The sequence below is a fragment of the Pantoea sp. EKM20T genome, from assembly GCF_011800485.1.
GTDB lineage: Bacteria > Pseudomonadota > Gammaproteobacteria > Enterobacterales > Enterobacteriaceae > Pantoea > Pantoea agglomerans.
The window spans coordinates 288,615-306,224 of the sequence record NZ_JAALFW010000005.1 but is presented as its reverse complement, the minus strand read 5'-3'; the positions used below and the strand labels follow the sequence as shown (position 1 = coordinate 306,224).

The window sequence follows — 17,610 nt, the reverse complement described above, 5'->3', positions numbered from 1 at the left end:
GTGCAGGTTTTCCGTCAGAGCGTAAGTGATCGCGCTTACTCACTGCAGTGATTAAACGCACCGATAATGTTTCCGCTCCACCGAATCTGAAGGCATTTTCATTGCCGAAAATTAACTTACCTTTGTCAACAATGTAAAACAGCCCGGCGGACAGAACAGACACATCATTCAGGCATACCACATCACCACACTCTATCATGGCTTTTAATTGTTCCTTTGACCGCTCTCCGTGTCTGGAAAGCGTTCCGGCAAGGGGATACCTGGATTGTGGTTTGATATTGACGTTATAGCGCTGGTGATGTCAGCGATCATCAAACTGGTAGTCCTGTCCGGCGTGGCGCCATGCAGCAAAAGGGCTTATGATACGTTCAAACGATTCCGGCGAAAGATTATTCCTCGACAGACAAATAAGACGGTTTTCTGGCAGGCTCAATCCCGTATAAACATCCCTGTGTTTTCTCTTTCATTCCCAGGGGGATAATCGGACTGCAGGAAAGTAAATTAAACAATCAGGCAACGAAAATCCGATGTCCCGGTGGTGGATACACCAGAAAACAGTGAGCAGGTTACAATGCAACTCAATCAATTGCGCATGCACGTATTTTTTGGCAAGAAAATCTAAGAGTTAGCCGTACATGTTATAATAATTTAATGCACAATGTGAGCGAATTTACATGATTCAATTTATAAGTAATTTTTTTACTTCTGCCAGAGCTAATTCACATCTTATAAAATCATTGCTTAGTGTTAAGTCGCTTCTCAATGACTCTGACTATAATCTGATAACCGATGAGCGTTATCATTGTACAGATCACTAATAGCGCAATCCCCACGAAACCCTCAATATCGCGTTGATTAAATAGCTTTGCTAACTCTGTCCAAAACTGCTGCTCTCCTTGTGTCGATGGATCTGACGGTCTTACCAGAAGGAACGTCATTACAAACAAAGATACTGCGATAAGGATTCTAAACCCCGCTGGGACACGTTTTGCTTCCATTTAAAACCACCTCAATTGTGCCAAAAGACATTAGTCCATTACGTAATTTCACTTGTGAAGTAGAGAGTAATGCTTGCCGAATAGCGATGAAATCAGTTCTGTGTTGCAAAGTGATACAACCTAAAGATACACCAAGAGGCCCGCGAGGATGTAGTCTGAAATTCCCTCGCTCTACTTTACGCATCCTGATAGTTAACCGCTCCCGATACGATGTCGGGAGCGGTTTTACACTCAGACGACTTTCTGTTTACCGGCAATAACCTGAATAAACTCCTGAACCTGCTTTTGTTTCCGCGCCGACAACTTGCATACCTGGCGCAGAGACTGCATCAGTTCGCTCTCCTGCCGGGCGGTGAGCACAATACAACCTTCCATTACCTTTACATCTACTGCTGTGCCAGTGGCAAAACCGGCAGCTTCCAGCCATTGTCCTTTCATGGTGATGGCGGGTATCCGGCTGTAATCCGGATAGCGGCTTGCATAGCTAACGGTTAATTTCCGGTTATTTGCTGGCGAGACTTCTGGTTCAGACAGTTGTGCAATAGAATGGGCGTCAGTCATGATTACTATTCCCTATAAATAGTGATTGTGATTAGCGGCGCGGGTGTGTTGGCGCACATCCGCACCGCGCTAAATACCTGTATATATCATCAGGAAAGAGAAGAAAGTCCAGCTAAAAACAGAGTGAAATAAGTAAGTTATAAAATCATTTTAATATAAAGCGTAAGTTTTTTCTGGCAGGAAATAATAATAAGCGCACCAGAAAGGTGCGCAAAGAAAACAACAATAAGAATTTTTTTACACGGAGATTTTTTAACTGTACTGACTGCACATTTGGATTTAATTTTTTCTAGCAACGCTAGCAACGCTAGCAACGCTAGCGACGCTGTAGACAGCCTATCAGATTTTAAATACTTTTCATCGATTAATGCGCGAAGTAAAAGCTACAAATTACCATTTATTCGATTACTGAAAAGTACAGCTACGCCCCTTTTAAAACGTTCTCAAAATCTGCACTATTCAAGTCAGGAGTAGCGCAGAGCATATCCCTGGCTAATGCCCGACGACGCTGAAGGAGTTCGTCTAGTGTTTCTTCGAATGTTTTTATTTCAGAATCCCTAACCGTCGGGTAATAGACAAAAACCTCTTTAGTTTGTCCAATTCGGTACGCCCTGTCAGTTGCCTGATCTTCCTTAGCTGGATTCCAGCAGCGCGTGAAATGAATAACATGGTTAGCTTTCTGGACGTTAACCCCAAATCCAACTGCGACTGTAGAGAGAATAATTACACCAAAACCCGGCTGGGACTGGAAATCATCAATCAATCGTTGGCGACTATATTGGCTCTGACTTTTAGTACTGGTGTCGCCATTGATGATAACCGGACGGAAGCCAAACCGCTGCTGAATCGCATGCTGTATCTCGCGTTGTAGGTCTCGTAGTTCAGTGAAAATAATCACCTTGTCTTTACTGGTGTGCTTAATTTCATCAAGCGTTTTCAACATCCAGTTAAGCTTTGGTGACCCTTCCCTATAGCGAGGCTCTGGGTTAACAACTGCTGGATGCGCACAAATGAGCTTGAGTCGATGTAATAACCCTAACATCCCTGTACCAGCCTGTTGCATACCCTCACTTAACGCTTGTTGCTGTTGCCAGGTGGCGATAGAGGAAAGATACAACTGCTTTTGAGGTCCGCAAAATTTTAGCTGTTTACAGTTTGTCACTTCAATTTTTTGCGGCAGATCACGTGCAACCTCTTCTTTGGTTCGGCGTAAAGTCTGTGGTTCTATCAGCGCCCGCAGGCTTTCCAGCCGTTCCGTATCGCGGCCATCTTCGTTCTCGATGGGGCGAACATAATGTTTACCAAATTCATTTAGTGCCCCTAACAATCCTGGCTGGGCAAAATCAAATAAGCTCCACAGGTCGACAAGTGTGTTTTCGACAGGCGTTCCTGTGCATGCCACTTTAAACCTGGCTTGTACCGCGTTGGCCGCATGTGTAATTAAAGCAGCTGGGTTTTTTATTTTTTGTGCCTCGTCGCACACCATAATGGACCACGGCTGGCGTGCCAGAGAAAACTCCTGGTCGCGAAGCATTTCGTAGGTTGTCAGTATGATTTTCGCCTCACCCTGCCAGCCAGGTTTAAGCAGGTTTTTGATCCCCTGAGACTGCAGATGAGCAGGGATAGTCTGTTTGGGATATTTCACCGCTTTAATGGTCTCGCCATACAATTTCAATACCGGTATTCCTGCGGTATAGAAGAAATTGTCCAGTTCACGTTCCCAGTTATCTAAAAGAGAGACTGGAGCAACAATGAGACTTGGCGGTTCTTGCGGGAATTTTTCAATGAACCATACCAGAAAGCTCAGAATTTGCAGCGTTTTCCCAAGCCCCATATCATCTGCCAGCAGGCAACCTGCGGTTTCCTCCGGAGAGCGAAGGAAGAGTTGCTGGAGCCAGGCTACGCCTTCACGCTGATGGTCCTTGAGCCGAATATGCTCTTTAAGGCTCAGAGGAATTTCAGGTTCTGAATGACGCGCATTGAGAAGTGAATTGCGGCGCTGTTTAATGTAGGCCGCTTCTTCAATATTCTGCTCAATTTTGAGTACGGCTCGGGCTTCTTGATCGGCAATGTTTCCCTGGGATTCATTTGCCGTATTCTGTTGTTTTTCCCAGTTTTTACTGAAGATTTTAGCGGTATCCAGCGGTAATTGACTGTCATTCCATGGCGCGGTGACATGCGTTTCACCAGCAGCTTCTGCCAGAGTAATTCTCTCCTGCAGTTCACCAAAGTGGTGAAGGTTTTCAGGTTGCCAGCCAGCCAGTGTTTCGACTGAAAACGCGGAGAAATCGATGTCATCAGGAAGCCAGTCTTCACTCTGCGCTTTGGTCAGCCAGGGAGAAGAGATTTTTTCAAATTCACCGATGCCAATCACGCGATCGCCATATTTCGCAATATCCAGCACATCGCTAAATTCTTTTCCTTCAATTTCTTGCTGCCAGCGAGTTAGAAGGGCCTGGCAATCGTGCCACTGCTGTTCAGTGAACCGACTTAATTCCAGCTCATAACCATGCCATGACCCTGCAGGCATCTGTGCAGCGAAGCTGATACCCAGAGCCTGAACAAATTTATCCAGCTCCCATGGGGCGGAGAAGAGGAATGACACCTCCGGTTGTGGTACTGGCGAGACCGGCTCCAGAACTAACGTTATATCCTCTATTTTTTGCTCATCATTTTGGCGAGGCTGAAGCTTGAAATGATGAAAGAAAATCCTGGCATCAAACAGCGCCTGTTCATGTTCTTCAGGGGCAATAACACCGGCGGCATCTTCACCAAGGAAGGTATAAGGGTTGCGAACAAAGGAAAGCGCTTCACTTCCGGCCACTCGACGGCCTGGGATCGAGTGTATTGAATTCAGGACTTCTTTCACTTCGGGAGGGATGATGACGTGGCTGAGTTCGCCATTCTCGCCGGGGATACGATAGCTATCGTGAACCTGCGAATTCTTGTCAAAACTGCCCAGCCAGTTAGCAGGCTGGTCCTCGAAATGGGGCTCAATTTCGATAACAGCAGTATCGGCAACCGTTGCTTTACGCAGCCGTAATGACAATGAAGTTGGTTTGACGACATGCGTTTTTTCTAAATAATCATCAAATTTTGCGGCTGCTTGCTTCGCACATTTGCGGATAGCGGCCCATCCCAACTGGTTAGTGGTTTCACCAGGAGTCTGATTTTGCTGTGCACTGAGTTGTTCTGTTGCCTGTATGAGTGCCCAGTTTTGCCGCGATAACAGGGATTGCTGATTTTCATGGGTTAAAATGGCACCGGTACGACTGAAACGGATCGGCTTGCGGGCTGGAAGCGTGGCCCATTCAGCAATCCAGACGCGAAAATCGCTATCGCTTAACGCACCTCGTGAACTCAGACTTGCGCGTAAAGGCAGTACGTCAGGTACACCGATAAGAGGCAGGCTGCTGGCATGTTCCTTATCCTCCAGCAGGCGATATAGTGCGTCCCAACTCAACAACCACCGGTCTGTAAGTGATATCAGATAGTCTTCTTCAGCCAGTTGTTCAAGCCAGGATGCCAATGCCCAAAGCTGCGAATTATCAACCAACAATAGCGGAAAGCTGAGTCCGTTTTCCTCAACCTGGTATTGATTCTTTAGGTGGCGTTCTATCTGCTGACGGTTTCCCGCCAGTTTACTTAACAGACGTTTCAGCATTATTTGATCCAATAACGATGTGGTTCTTTTGTCACAGGCGCAAAACCTAGTCGTAACAATTCTCTTTCTATTGCGTCATCAGGCATTTTAAGCTGTACGGACAGCACTCCGCCTTTTTGTCGATTATCGCTGACGATACATGAAGCATCTTCAACCAGATGCTGTATAGCTGTATCTCGCAATGGGTTGATGATTTTGATGTCGGACATAGAGGCGGGAGAGGACGCTTTTTTATCGACAAACTTGACGGGTTCTTCTGCCATCCACCGAATGCCCAACTTGCGTAGCTCATCGTCGTATTTCAACATCCAGCCGGTTATACGGACTTTGTTATATCCTTCAGCACGAGGTGCATGGGGCAGCCTGAGCGCGCAGCGTCCCTGATCTTTTAAATGAATATTGATATCAAGCGTGCGTGATTCAGGATTAAACGGCGAGTGACCTATTCGATAGGCATACATCGCATTACCTGTCCCGGAAAACTCAACGAACAGATAATCGTTGATCTGCATAATCATGGCGTTATCAAAGCTGCGTCCGCCTCGTAAGTAACTCAAACGTCCCTTATTCTCTTCGCGGAATTTCACGAAATCGCTGCCCCGATCTTGCCAGGCATCAGGTCCCATGACGATACGGGTAAATCCCATCTGGTTAGCGAAACGCAGCCAATAGTGCAATCGTGCCTGATCAACATCGCCATTACCCCGCAGCAATTCAAAGAAATGCATCAGATCTTGTTTAGCCAGCCAGCCCCGGACCATCGCAGCCACTGGCTCAGAGACATACTGATGCCATTTATTCTGCTGGCTTTTTAGTTGCGGATTATCCCAGTATTCCAGCGCGGCCTGCTTCAAAGCTGAATGAGCCTGATCACGATATATAGAATGGTAATAGCGAGTCAGGATCGCAGTTATGATGTCATCACGGAAACGTACCCACTGGGCAGCCAGGCCTAACAACCAGCTAATTTTGTCCAGAAACTGGGGATCGTCGAGCGTGTCCAGTTGCGCCAAAAGCACTGTGAAAATACGTTTCCACAACCAACTGCTATCAGGAATTTGCGCGATTTTTTCTAATGATGAGAGTGAATTGTTATCCCCCGCAAGTAACTGTCTGGAGATCACGCCTCCTGCCTGAGGAGTAAAAATATCGTGATAAAACTCAATGGTTTTCATCCACGATTTTTCTCGTCGTATAGCTGCTTTCACCACCAGGTAACCCTGAGCTATATGATTACGCAGTATGCACCAGTGTGGATTTGTCTCAGGTGATGGGTTCTGGTAAGCAAAATAGCTTGAACAGAGTGCGGCCCAGTCTCGGCGTTTTAGGGTTTTAGTTTCAAGCCGCTTTTTGATTGCATTGTTTACTTCAGGGAAAAACGCATCATCCTCAAGCAGTATTGGCCGATCTGGATATGATGGGTCATTATCGGCGAGCCCATAAAACACCATCCGCCACTCTCGCTCTGTTAGTTCTTGTGCAAGGCGAAGGCGACGCAGGGCCGCCAGCCGCATTTCTTGCGGCGGTGAAGGGATTTTATCTGCCTTATCAAAACGCTTTTCCATGTCGAGAGCAGCGGAGGCCAGCGCTTGGAAATCGTTATGCAGATAATGGTCATCCCGTTGTCCGGAAGAGAGTCTCGAGGCAATGCGTTGAGAAAGAGAACTTAGTGCAGGCGTCATAGTGGCATTACCAGCTGGCAAACTTCTTTATTAACCACCGAAGGGAAATCTAACTCATTGAGTCCATCACGTTTATCCTTAAGCCCAAAGAACTGCATGCGTAACTCAACACGGCGGCTAGCTTCCTTGCTCTCTTTCGCATTATTAAACGAAACGCCACCTGCCAGAAAAAGCTTACGAATCTGGATTTGCTGCTCTGTAGAAATGCTGTTTTGCAGAGGACTGCGGCTATCAAGCAAACTGCACATAACCCACTCAGAGCGCTGAAGGGAAAGATGTAAGTTGTAAAGATACGAACCATCGGTATCGGTAAATCCTTCAATGACGATCTGCTTAAACCACTTCTTGCCTTCTTCACTATCAGCTGCATCCAGCACCAGGGGGACGACATCCTGCAACGCTTTTTGCCCTTCAGCGTTAAGGAAAAACCGGTTGTGATCGAAACGACCTGCCTCGCCGAAGCTGATACGGTTATCGTGGCAGTCGACCACGATGGTTTTGTTCACATTTCGGGCATGAAGCTCAAGGCGTTCACATAATCTGGCGATATCCTTTCCCCTGACTTTTTCCCCTTCCTCCGCACGTTGAATACGCTGTGTGACAGAACTCAATGACGCTACCATAACCACCAAAAACAATACCATCATGGCCGTCATCAAATCGGCATAGGAGATCCAGAAGGGTTTCTCTGCTTCATCGCTGCGGCGTTTCTTAACGCCAAATGCATTTCCAAACATCAGCTGTCACCCCTTAGGCACGAACGCGTGACAGGACATCATCAAGCTCGCTGACGCTCTCTCCAATCTGTTCAACAGAACCCGCGAGCAGAGTAGAGGCCTTCGCCATTTCGACGTCCAGTTTACCCAGCGTTTTATCCAGGCTGCGCAAAACACCTTCAGAGAAGTCTTCAAACCCTTTCCCGAGCACATCACTGACATTTTCCATAAAAGCCTGTGCTTCACGGTTATAGCCCTGCAGACGCTCGCCATGTAGCTGAAGATCGGCGATGAATTTGTTGCGGGTGGTTTGTTCAGACTGCGTATTTGCGGCGAGCAGCTCCAGCATGGCAATGGATTTGCTAACAGCTTCCCGGTTGTTACGATAATCAGCCACAACAGAAGTAAGTTCGCTGGTGGCAAGGGAGAGTGATGAACCGGCCGATTGCGCTTTATTCAACACGTCAGCGGTAAGGTGGTTTGCTTCCGACACCCGATCACCTGCATGTTCAAAGCGTTCGGCAGCCAGACGCATTTTGTCCGCGCCGTTTTGCATATCCTGAATTTGTCGGTTGGTTAGTTCTGCGAGCAAGCGAAGTGTTTCTGTCGTTCCCTGATGCTGGTTGGCAACAGTATCGATCAGTTGTTTAATCTGATCGTCTACATCACTCATCACACGTTGCGTCTGTTCGTGCAGTGACTGCTGATTCGCTTGCTGAGTCGCTGAAATCTGTTGCTGACCCTTATCAATCTGCCCAAACAGGCTACCCATTTGTTCAGTAAGCGACTCGACAGAGGCTGCCATTTTTTCCATTGTGGCGCTTTGTCCCTGCTGCACTGAATTCTGAATGGCTTGAATAAAGGCGGTCATATGTTCTGCCTGGGCTTTTTCTCGCGCCTCACTATCAGCGAACATTTTTTCCAGTTGGCGAGCCATTCGTTCACCGGCACCTTCACCTTCCGCGCCAATTTTAGCCACCGAGGCCTGAAGGCTGGTGAGCATGTCATTCATGCCAGCCTGCATAGCTTGCTGGCCAGTTTTCATCTCTGATAACAGTTGCTCAATGAGCTGCGCGCTGCCCTGGCGGGAATCATCGCTCACCTGACGCATGTCCTGTAATAACGTGGCAAAACCGGTTTGCATTGTTTGAATAGCGCCAACGGTTTGCCCCATCATGTCGTTCAGGTTTGTAAACTGCTGACCAAAGGTGGTATCAAGTTTCGCCATAAATGCGGTCAGCACATCCTGGAGCATATTCTGTACCATGCCACTTTGATCGCCGCTGGCGGTCTGAACTGCACCCGCGATTTTTTCCAGCGGTGACTTTAGACTATTTTCAATTGCGCCACTGACCTGGTCGGCAAACTGTGCACCTGATTCGCGGTAGGTGTTGCTTAATGTATTCGCCAGGCGTTCATTTTCAACTTTCTGGCTCTCGGCGAGGTGCAGCAGCATATCGCGAAGATCGGTGACCAGACTCTCTTTCAGATGACGCGCCTGGGTTGCGCTTTCGTTGCTGGACTTTACCAGTGAGGCGAGATATTCCTCACCTACGCCGCTGATATAGAGCTTGTCGATGGAAGCGGTAAACTTTTCCAGATGTTTGTAGCATTTCGCCAGAGAGAACTTCTCCAGCCAAGTGACTAAAATGGAAGCGAAAATCGCGACGGCAGAGCCGAGGAAGGCGTATAGCACATCGTGCAGCAGGTTATTGACGCTGCTGGTGACCTGCTCCGGCGTGCTGGGGTCAAAGTGATTCAGGCCAATCATTAGTCCATAGAATGTCCCGATAATCCCCATGCCAGTAAGTATACCGGGAAGATGTTTAAAAAACTCGGTGTTGAGTGGAATATCCACCAGCTGCTGCTCAGAGAAAAAGCTTGCGCTTGGGGCAGTAGCGCGAATTTTGACAATTTTTTCTTCACTACCGACCAGCTCATATTGCGGGTGAAGAGAGTCAGCAAACTCGTTCCAGGCATGTTTTAGCTCGGGCTGTACAAATAAACTTTTCAGATGCTGAAGTTGATCTTCAGGTTCATTGTTTTCAACGTTATTAACTGACTGAGTATATTTTTTCAGACGTTTAACAATCACAACTGATTTGAAAAGATAAAAGATCATAAAACAGATAAAAGAAACAAAGACCAGACTGATGACAGTTAGTGGCACCATATAAGGTTGCACAGATGTTAGCGCCAATAAAATGGAATTAAGCCAGGACATAGTTTTACCTGTTAGATAAAAAAGACGACAGGATAACCATCGGCAACATTTTGATTACCTTTAATCAAAATCGACGCGCGGCTACCCACTTTTAACATTCTTCAAATTTATCGTTTCGATGCCACAGGACTGGCCTGGATGCTCAAAGAATGAGCTGGGTTGCAAGTCACAAGGGCTGAAGTCGCATACGGAACGGCGGTTTAGTTTCCTATTATTCACCTCTCAAATGCAAACTTCTTTATGCGGTGGCGTTTGTAATGATTGTCGTTCCGGGTATCATTTTGCGAACTGCATTCCAAATCTGCATTTGTAATAAGCGTGACTGCTTTTCGCTACGATCTACCCCGAGGATTTCATGAACAACCCTGAACGACAGTTTCTTACTGAGCTGGATAACAAATTCTGGAAGGCGGCTGACAAGCTGCGCGCCAACATGGATGCCGCCAACTACAAGCATGTGGTACTGGGGCTCATCTTCCTGAAGTATGTTTCAGATGCCTTTGAGGCTCGCCAGCAAGAGCTGATCACCCTGTTTCGAGATGTCGGCAATCCTGACAACATTTATGCCATGTCGCGCGATGATTTCGATTCTGATGAAGAATATGCCCAGGCTATCCGGGACGAGCTGGAAATTGAAGATTACTACACCGAGAAAAATGTTTTCTGGGTACCGAAAGCTGCCCGTTGGGAAATGCTGAAAAACAAAGCCATGCTGCCGACCGGCACGGTACTGTGGGTGGATGAAACGACCGGGCAGGAGGTCAAGCTGCGTTCTGTTTCCTGGTTGGTGGACAATGCGCTGGATGAAATTGAAAAAACCAACCTGAAATTAAAAGGTATTCTGAACCGCATCAGTCAGTACCAACTGGGCAATGAAGTGCTGACTGGTCTGATTAACACCTTCTCTGATGCTAACTTCAGCAACCCGGAATACAACGGTGAGAAACTCAGCTTAAAAAGCAAAGATATTCTCGGCCACGTTTACGAATATTTTCTCGGGCAGTTTGCGCTGGCGGAAGGCAAACAGGGGGGCCAGTACTATACCCCTAAAAGTATCGTGACCCTGATTGTCGAAATGCTGCAGCCCTACAACGGGCGCGTGTATGACCCGGCGATGGGTTCTGGCGGGTTCTTCGTCTCCAGCGACCGCTTTATTGAAGAGCACGCCGGCGAGAAGAACTACAACGCCGCCGAGCAGAAGCGCAATATTTCCGTTTACGGCCAGGAATCCAATCCAACCACCTGGAAGCTGGCGGCGATGAATATGGCCATTCGCGGCATTGACTTTAATTTTGGTGCCAAAAACGCTGATACCCTGCTGGACGATCAACACCCGGATCTGCGCGCCGACTTTGTGATGGCCAACCCGCCATTCAACATGAAAGAGTGGTGGAACGCGAAGCTGGAAAACGACGTACGCTGGAAATATGGTACTCCACCGCAGGGCAACGCCAACTTCGCCTGGATGCAGCACATGATCCATCACCTTGCGCCGAAAGGCTCGATGGCGCTGCTGCTGGCCAACGGTTCGATGAGTTCTAACACCAACAACGAAGGTGAAATCCGTCGTAACCTCATCGAAGCGGATCTGGTGGAATGTATGGTGGCGCTGCCAGGACAGCTGTTTACCAATACTCAGATCCCGGCCTGTATCTGGTTCCTGACCAAAGATAAATCAGGCGGCAACGGTAAAGCTCACCGTAAAGGCGAAGTGCTGTTTATCGACGCACGCCAGATAGGCTATATGAAAGACCGCGTGCTGCGTGATTTCACCCGCGAGGACATTGCCAAAATTGCTGATACCTTCCACTCCTGGCAGATGGATAAAGATTACGAAGATGAGGCCGGGTTCTGCTTCTCAGCAACGATTGAAGATATCCAGAAAAACGATTTTTTGCTGACCCCGGGGCGCTATGTCGGCGCTGCCGAGCAGGAAGAAGATGGCGAACCCTTTGCCGAGAAGATGGCCCGACTGACTGCGCAGCTTAAAGAGCAACTCGAAGAGAGTTCGAAGCTGGAAGCGCAGATTAAGGTGAATCTGGGGAGGCTGGGTTATGAGTTCTAAGTTTCGTAAAGTCAAATTAAAGGATATTACAACTTTTAAATATGGGAAAACCATTAGGAAGCAAGATATCCAATCCTACGGTGAATACCCTGTTTTTAGTGGTTATCAAGTAGTGGGTTATCTTCCTGACTATATGTATAAAGAAGAGCAGCTCATAATAGTATGCCGAGGCGCGGGGGGCACTGGTGACATAAAAATGAGTCCCAGCTTTTGCTCCATTACAAACCTGGCAATCATTATAAGCTGTGATGAAACAGTTATTGATAAAGGTTATCTATACTGGAAATTGCTTTTTTCTGATACTTACTCACTAAGAACGGGTTCCGCTCAACCTCAAATAACAATTAATAGTCTAGAATCCTTTGAGATTGAGATTGAAACTGATGTGAGTAGACAACGAAAGATAGCATCAGAATTATTTGATATAAATAATAAAATAAGAAACAACTTTGTTATAAACCAAATTCTCGAACAAATGGCGCAAGCCCTGTTCAAAAGCTGGTTTGTTGATTTTGAACCGGTAAAAGAAAAAATAGCTGTGCTGGAAGCGGGCGGCTCACAGGAGGACGCGACGCTTGCGGCTATGACGGCGATCTCCGGAAAAGATGATGATGCTCTGGTGGTTTTTGAGCATGAGCATCCTGAGCAATATGCTGTGTTAAAAGCCACGGCAGAACTGTTTCCGTCTGCGATGCAGGATAGTGAACTAGGGGAAATCCCAATGGGGTGGAATGTCTTACCATTAGAAAGTGCAACCTCATTGATAATTGACCATAGAGGAAAAACACCAAAAAAACTCGGGGGCGACTGGTCAGAAGACGGTTATCCAGCAATATCTGCAAAAAACATAAAAAATGGTCGATTAGTACGACATGACGCCATTAAATATGTTGATGCAGAGCTATATACAAAGTGGATGAGAAATGTGCTTCTTTCTGGTGATATTTTGATGACCTCAGAAGCTCCACTCGGTGAGTTACTATACTTAGCAAAGAATTCTAATTATTTATTAAGTCAGAGGCTCTACGGAATTCGAGCCGATAATAATATTGTATCGGGTTGCTATCTTTATTTATGGTTGCAAAGCGCTCGCGTCAAAGACGATATCAATGGTCGAGCTACAGGTTCTACTGTGGTTGGAATTCGTCAATCCGAGCTGAAGAAAGTAAACGTTATGGCTCCCAAAAAGGCTTTGATTGAGTCATTTTCTAGTTTGGCAGCTTACTATTTGGCAAAGATTGAGTCTAATGAGAAGGAAAACATCGTACTTGAAAATCTCCGAGACACCCTTCTCCCCAAACTCCTCTCTGGCGAAATCACCCTGCCAGAAGCCGAGCAGGCAGTAAGAGAGGTGGAGAGTGTATAAAGTCGATACACCCACTAACAGCCTGCACTCCCTACAGGAAGTCTCTTTCAGCAGCCTGGGTTTTACCGAGAGGGGCAATCTGCAGGAATGGCTGGCGCAGAATCCACAAGCGCTAACTCGCGATAATGATGATGAGCTGCTGATTATACAGAAAGAATTCGCCGGATTTGACGATACCAAAGAGCGCCTTGACCTGCTGGCTCTAGACAAAAAAGGTAATCTGGTGATCATTGAGAACAAGCTTGATGATTCTGGTCGCGACGTTGTCTGGCAAGCGCTCAAATATGCCGGGTATTGTGCCAATGTGCGCAAAGAGCAAATTCTGCAGATCTTCCAGCTTTATCTGGATAAATACGAGCCAGAGGAAAATCGTCCGGCGGCAGAAGTGCTTGCTGAATTCCTCGAATATGAAACGCTGGATGAAGTTTTAATCAACCAGAGCCGTACACAGCGAATCATCATGGTTGCGGCCAGCTTTAGCAAAGAGGTGACCAATACCGCTCTGTGGCTGATGCAGTTTGGTCTGCGTGTACAGTGCTTTAAGGTTAAACCTTATAAATTTAATGACGATGTATTCGTTGATATCCGCCAGGTGATTCCTACGCCAGAAGCTGAATCCTACATGATCGGCATGGCGCAAAAAGAGGCGGAAGAACAATCTGTTAGCGGCGGGGTGAAACCCGTTCAACTGATGCGAAAAGCCTTCTGGACAAGGATGCTGGAGCGCCTCAAATCCAGCACCTGTAACTTATATAACAATATCAGTCCATCCACCGATCATTGGCTTAGTGCAGGTTCTGGTATTAGCGCCGTATCCTATAGCCTGATTTTCAGTAAAAAAGAGATTCGGGTTGAGCTGTGGATTGCCAAAGCCTCCGCAGAGAGCAATACCTTTGCTTTTAACTGGCTGCTTGAGCGCAAAGAGGTAATTGAAAACGCGTTTGGCCATGCGCTTAAATGGGATCCTTTGCAGGGTAAAAAATCGTGTCGGATTTCCTATGCCAGCCCGGCTATCAGCCTTGATGAAGCTAACTGGCCTGAAATGATCGACTGGCTGCTGGTAAACCTTACGGCGTTTGAAAAAGCATTCGCTCCCTTTATTGCTCCACTGAATATGGCGCTCAAAGAGATTTCAAACGCGCCGGAAGAAATGGAAGAAACCGAGACAGAGGAAGCCTGATGCTGAGCGAAGACGATTTAGAACAGCAAAGCCTGCAATGGTTTGCTGAATTGGGCTGGGAAGTACTGCACGGACCAGATATTGCGCCTGATGGCAGTAATCCGCTGCGTGCTTCGTTCCACGATGTGTTTTTACGTCCAGTGTTACTGGAGCAGTTGCAAAAGATTAACCCACACCTCCCGGTTGCCGTGCTGGATGAAGTGATACTACGTATCGCTCATGCGCAAAGTCCGGATCTGGTCGTCAGTAACAAAACCTTTCATCACCTGCTGCTAGACGGTGTGCCGGTGCAATACAAGCAGGACGATAAAGTTATCCACGATAAAGCACTACTGATGGACTTTAACCAGCCGAAGAATAACCGCTTTACGGTGGTCAATCAGGTTGCTATCCAGGGAACGAAGCAAGTACGTCGCCCGGATGTCATCAGTTATATCAACGGCCTGCCAGTAGCGGTAATCGAGTTAAAGAGTCCAGTTGATGCCAATGCCGATATCTGGGCAGCATTCAATCAGCTTCAGACCTACAAAAACGAACTCAGCGACCTGTTTATCTGCAACGAAGCGCTTGTGGTCAGCGACGGTTATAACGCCCGTATTGGCTCTCTTACCGCGAACGAAGAGCGCTTCCTGCCGTGGAAAACGTTGACCAATGAAGACGACAAACCGCTATTTGAGTGGCAGCTAGAAACGGTTATTAAAGGGTTTTTTAACCGTGAACTACTGCTCGACTACATTCGTTATTTCATTCTGTATGAAAGCGATGGCAAACGACTGATTAAAAAGATTGCCGCTTACCACCAATTCCATGCAGTGCGTGAAGCAGTGGCAGCGACAATTGTAGCCTCTACTGGTAAATACGTACCGCTACGCAGCAACATCACGCCAGGCAGTAAAAAAGCGGGCGTAGTCTGGCATACGCAAGGTTCAGGTAAGAGTATTTCGATGTGCTGCTACGCTGGTAAACTGCTGCAACAGGCGGAAATGAACAACCCGACCATCGTGGTAGTAACTGACCGTAACGATCTCGACGGACAACTTTTTGCCACGTTCTGCCAGGCGCAAGATTTGCTTAAGCAACAACCGCTACAGGCGAACGATCGCGACCAGCTCCGCGAGATGCTTAATGCCCGCGAATCTGGCGGAATTATTTTTACCACCGTGCAAAAATTTGCTCCGCTGGACGACGAACAAACTCATCCGGCGCTCAATCTACGCGGTAATATCGTCGTCATTTCCGATGAAGCTCACCGCAGCCAGTATGGCCTTAACGCCACGCTGAATCGGGAAACGGGCGCCTATAAGTACGGTTACGCTAAACATATGCGCGATGCGTTACCCAATGCATCGTTTATGGGCTTTACCGGAACACCGGTATCTTCCGAGGATAAAGACACCCGCGCAGTGTTTGGTGATTACGTCTCTATCTACGATATTCAGGATGCTGTGGAAGATGGCGCAACTGTGCCTATCTACTATGAATCACGTCTGGCAAAACTTGACCTCAACCATGAAGAGCTGGAAACACTGTCTAATCAGGTGGATGAGCTAGTCGAAGACGAAGAGACCGATCAGAAAGAGAAAACCAAAGGCGACTGGAGCCGCCTGGAAAAACTGGTAGGCTCTGAACCGCGCATTAATCAGGTGGCTGCCGATTTAGTTCAGCATTTTGAGGCCCGTAACGCAACGATGAATGGCAAAGCAATGATTGTTGCCATGAGCCGTGATATTTGCGTTAAGCTGTATGATGCGCTGGTGGATCTACGCCCGGAATGGCACAGCGATGATGTTGAGAAGGGTGAAATCAAAATCATCATGACCGGCTCAGCTTCCGATAAAGTAAATCTCCAGCCTCACATCTATAATAAGCAGACTAAAAAACGCCTTGAAGCACGGTTTAAAGATCTTTACGATCCGCTAAAGCTGGTGATTGTGCGCGATATGTGGCTTACCGGGTTTGATGCACCATGCTGTCATACCATGTATATCGACAAGCCGATGCGCGGGCATAACCTGATGCAGGCTATTGCACGCGTCAACCGCGTCTTTAAGGATAAACCAGGCGGTTTGGTGGTGGATTACATCGGTATCGCCAATGAACTAAAACAGGCATTGAAAATCTATACCGATTCTAAAGGCAAGGGACAGACGACTGTCGATGCCCGTGAAGCTTTCGCTATTCTGCTGGAAAAGCTGGATGTAATTCATGGGATGTTTGCTAAAACACCCACCGATGCCGGGTTTGATTACACCGGTTTTGCAGAGATGCCCCAACGATTTTTACTCAAAGCCGCAGACTACGTGCTGGGCCTTGATGACGGTAAAAAGCGCTTTTTTGATGTTGTGCTGGCAATGAACAAAGCATGGTCACTATGCAGCACACTGGATGAAGCTCAATCTCTACAGAAAGAGATAGCATTTTTGTCTGCGGTGAAAGTGGCAATAATCAAGCTGACAACAACCGACAAGAAATTCAGTCAGTCAGAGAAAAATACGCTACTCGGTAAAATTCTCGATAACGCTATTGTTGCGAACGGGGTAGATGATGTGTTCGCACTGGCAGGTCTGGGAAAGCCAAATATCGGATTGTTGTCAGACGAGTTTCTGGAAGAAGTGCGTGAAATGCCGCAGCGCAATCTGGCAGTGGAACTGTTGGAGAAACTGCTAAATGACGGCATTCATGCCCGTACTAAAAACAACGTGGTGCAGGAGAAGAAATACTCAGATCGCCTGAAAGCCGTGCTGCTCAAATACAACAACCGCGCCATTGAAACTGCCCAGGTCATTGAAGAACTGATCCAGATGGCAAAAGAGTTTCAGGAAGCAATGGCGCGTGATGAGTCGCTGGGGCTAAACCCGGACGAAATTGCATTCTACGATGCACTGGCGGAAAACGAGAGTGCAGTGCGAGAACTGGGTGATGATGTTCTTAAGAAACTGGCTATCGAGGTTACGTTGAAACTTCGTAAATCAACGACCGTTGACTGGCAGGTTCGGGAAAGCGTACGGGCGAGATTACGGATTCTGGTACGTCAGACGCTGCGTAAGTATAAGTATCCGCCTGACAAAACACCCTATGCCGTTGAACTGATACTGAAACAAGCTGAAGTCGTATCGAACAGCTGGACTAATTAGGCAGTGCTATTTAATCCAAT

Annotated in this window: 10 protein-coding genes; 4 read left to right on the top strand and 6 right to left on the bottom strand. The window is 47.3% G+C overall.

Features of this window, described 5'->3' with window-relative positions:
• Positions 1-966: 966 nt before the first annotated feature.
• From HFD94_RS11710 to zorA1, 6 genes are all read right to left on the bottom strand, one after another.
• Complete coding sequence (locus HFD94_RS11710; protein ID WP_167433154.1) at positions 967-1,182, bottom strand: tlde1 domain-containing protein; 216 nt, start codon at positions 1,180-1,182, stop codon at positions 967-969.
• Positions 1,183-1,229: 47 nt separating this feature from the next.
• Complete coding sequence (symE, locus tag HFD94_RS11705) at positions 1,230-1,559, bottom strand: endoribonuclease SymE (protein WP_033759760.1); 330 nt, start codon at positions 1,557-1,559, stop codon at positions 1,230-1,232.
• Positions 1,560-1,980: 421 nt separating this feature from the next.
• On the bottom strand, positions 1,981-5,223 hold the full coding sequence (zorD, locus tag HFD94_RS11700; RefSeq protein ID WP_167433153.1) for a type I Zorya anti-phage system protein ZorD: 3,243 nt from the start codon (positions 5,221-5,223) through the stop codon (positions 1,981-1,983).
• Complete coding sequence (zorC, locus tag HFD94_RS11695; protein WP_167433152.1) at positions 5,223-6,905, bottom strand: type I Zorya anti-phage system protein ZorC; 1,683 nt, start codon at positions 6,903-6,905, stop codon at positions 5,223-5,225. Before zorC ends, zorD begins: the two co-directional genes overlap by 1 nt.
• Positions 6,902-7,642, bottom strand: a complete 741-nt coding sequence (gene zorB1, locus HFD94_RS11690; protein ID WP_167433151.1) for a type I Zorya anti-phage system protein ZorB1 — start codon at positions 7,640-7,642, stop codon at positions 6,902-6,904. The genes zorC and zorB1 overlap by 4 nt, the downstream gene beginning before the upstream one ends.
• Positions 7,643-7,655: 13 nt before the next feature.
• Positions 7,656-9,845: a type I Zorya anti-phage system protein ZorA1 gene (zorA1, locus tag HFD94_RS11685; protein WP_167433150.1), complete on the bottom strand. Its 2,190-nt coding sequence runs from the start codon at positions 9,843-9,845 to the stop codon at positions 7,656-7,658.
• A 355-nt stretch (positions 9,846-10,200) separates the two neighbouring features.
• On the opposite strand from zorA1, the gene HFD94_RS11680 reads away from it, so the two are divergent.
• Genes HFD94_RS11680 through HFD94_RS11665 form a run of 4 tightly spaced genes read left to right on the top strand, consistent with a single transcriptional unit; the run spans position 10,201 to position 17,590 of the window.
• Entirely contained in the window at positions 10,201-11,910 is a 1,710-nt protein-coding gene (locus HFD94_RS11680; RefSeq protein WP_167433149.1) for a type I restriction-modification system subunit M, read from the top strand.
• A complete protein-coding gene (locus HFD94_RS11675) occupies positions 11,900-13,276 on the top strand; it encodes a restriction endonuclease subunit S (RefSeq protein WP_167433148.1) in 1,377 nt (458 codons plus the stop codon). Before HFD94_RS11680 ends, HFD94_RS11675 begins: the two co-directional genes overlap by 11 nt.
• The gene (locus HFD94_RS11670) at positions 13,269-14,456 is read left to right on the top strand and encodes a DUF4268 domain-containing protein (protein WP_167433147.1); all 1,188 of its coding nucleotides are present in this window, start codon (positions 13,269-13,271) and stop codon (positions 14,454-14,456) included. Before HFD94_RS11675 ends, HFD94_RS11670 begins: the two co-directional genes overlap by 8 nt.
• Positions 14,456-17,590, top strand: a complete 3,135-nt coding sequence (locus HFD94_RS11665) for a type I restriction endonuclease subunit R (protein WP_167433146.1) — start codon at positions 14,456-14,458, stop codon at positions 17,588-17,590. The genes HFD94_RS11670 and HFD94_RS11665 overlap by 1 nt, the downstream gene beginning before the upstream one ends.
• Positions 17,591-17,610 lie beyond the last annotated feature (20 nt).

What these genes read in the sequence shown, in the direction of transcription:
- HFD94_RS11665 (WP_167433146.1), top strand. Translation starts at nt 14,456, where the DNA reads ATGCTGAGCGAAGACGATTTAGAACAGCAAAGCCTGCAATGGTTTGCT.
- HFD94_RS11710 (WP_167433154.1), bottom strand. Translation starts at nt 1,182, where the DNA reads ATGCGTAAAGTAGAGCGAGGGAATTTCAGACTACATCCTCGCGGGCCT.
- symE (WP_033759760.1), bottom strand. Translation starts at nt 1,559, where the DNA reads ATGACTGACGCCCATTCTATTGCACAACTGTCTGAACCAGAAGTCTCG.
- zorA1 (WP_167433150.1), bottom strand. Translation starts at nt 9,845, where the DNA reads ATGTCCTGGCTTAATTCCATTTTATTGGCGCTAACATCTGTGCAACCT.
- HFD94_RS11680 (WP_167433149.1), top strand. Translation starts at nt 10,201, where the DNA reads ATGAACAACCCTGAACGACAGTTTCTTACTGAGCTGGATAACAAATTC.
- HFD94_RS11675 (WP_167433148.1), top strand. Translation starts at nt 11,900, where the DNA reads ATGAGTTCTAAGTTTCGTAAAGTCAAATTAAAGGATATTACAACTTTT.
- zorC (WP_167433152.1), bottom strand. Translation starts at nt 6,905, where the DNA reads ATGACGCCTGCACTAAGTTCTCTTTCTCAACGCATTGCCTCGAGACTC.
- zorD (WP_167433153.1), bottom strand. Translation starts at nt 5,223, where the DNA reads ATGCTGAAACGTCTGTTAAGTAAACTGGCGGGAAACCGTCAGCAGATA.
- zorB1 (WP_167433151.1), bottom strand. Translation starts at nt 7,642, where the DNA reads ATGTTTGGAAATGCATTTGGCGTTAAGAAACGCCGCAGCGATGAAGCA.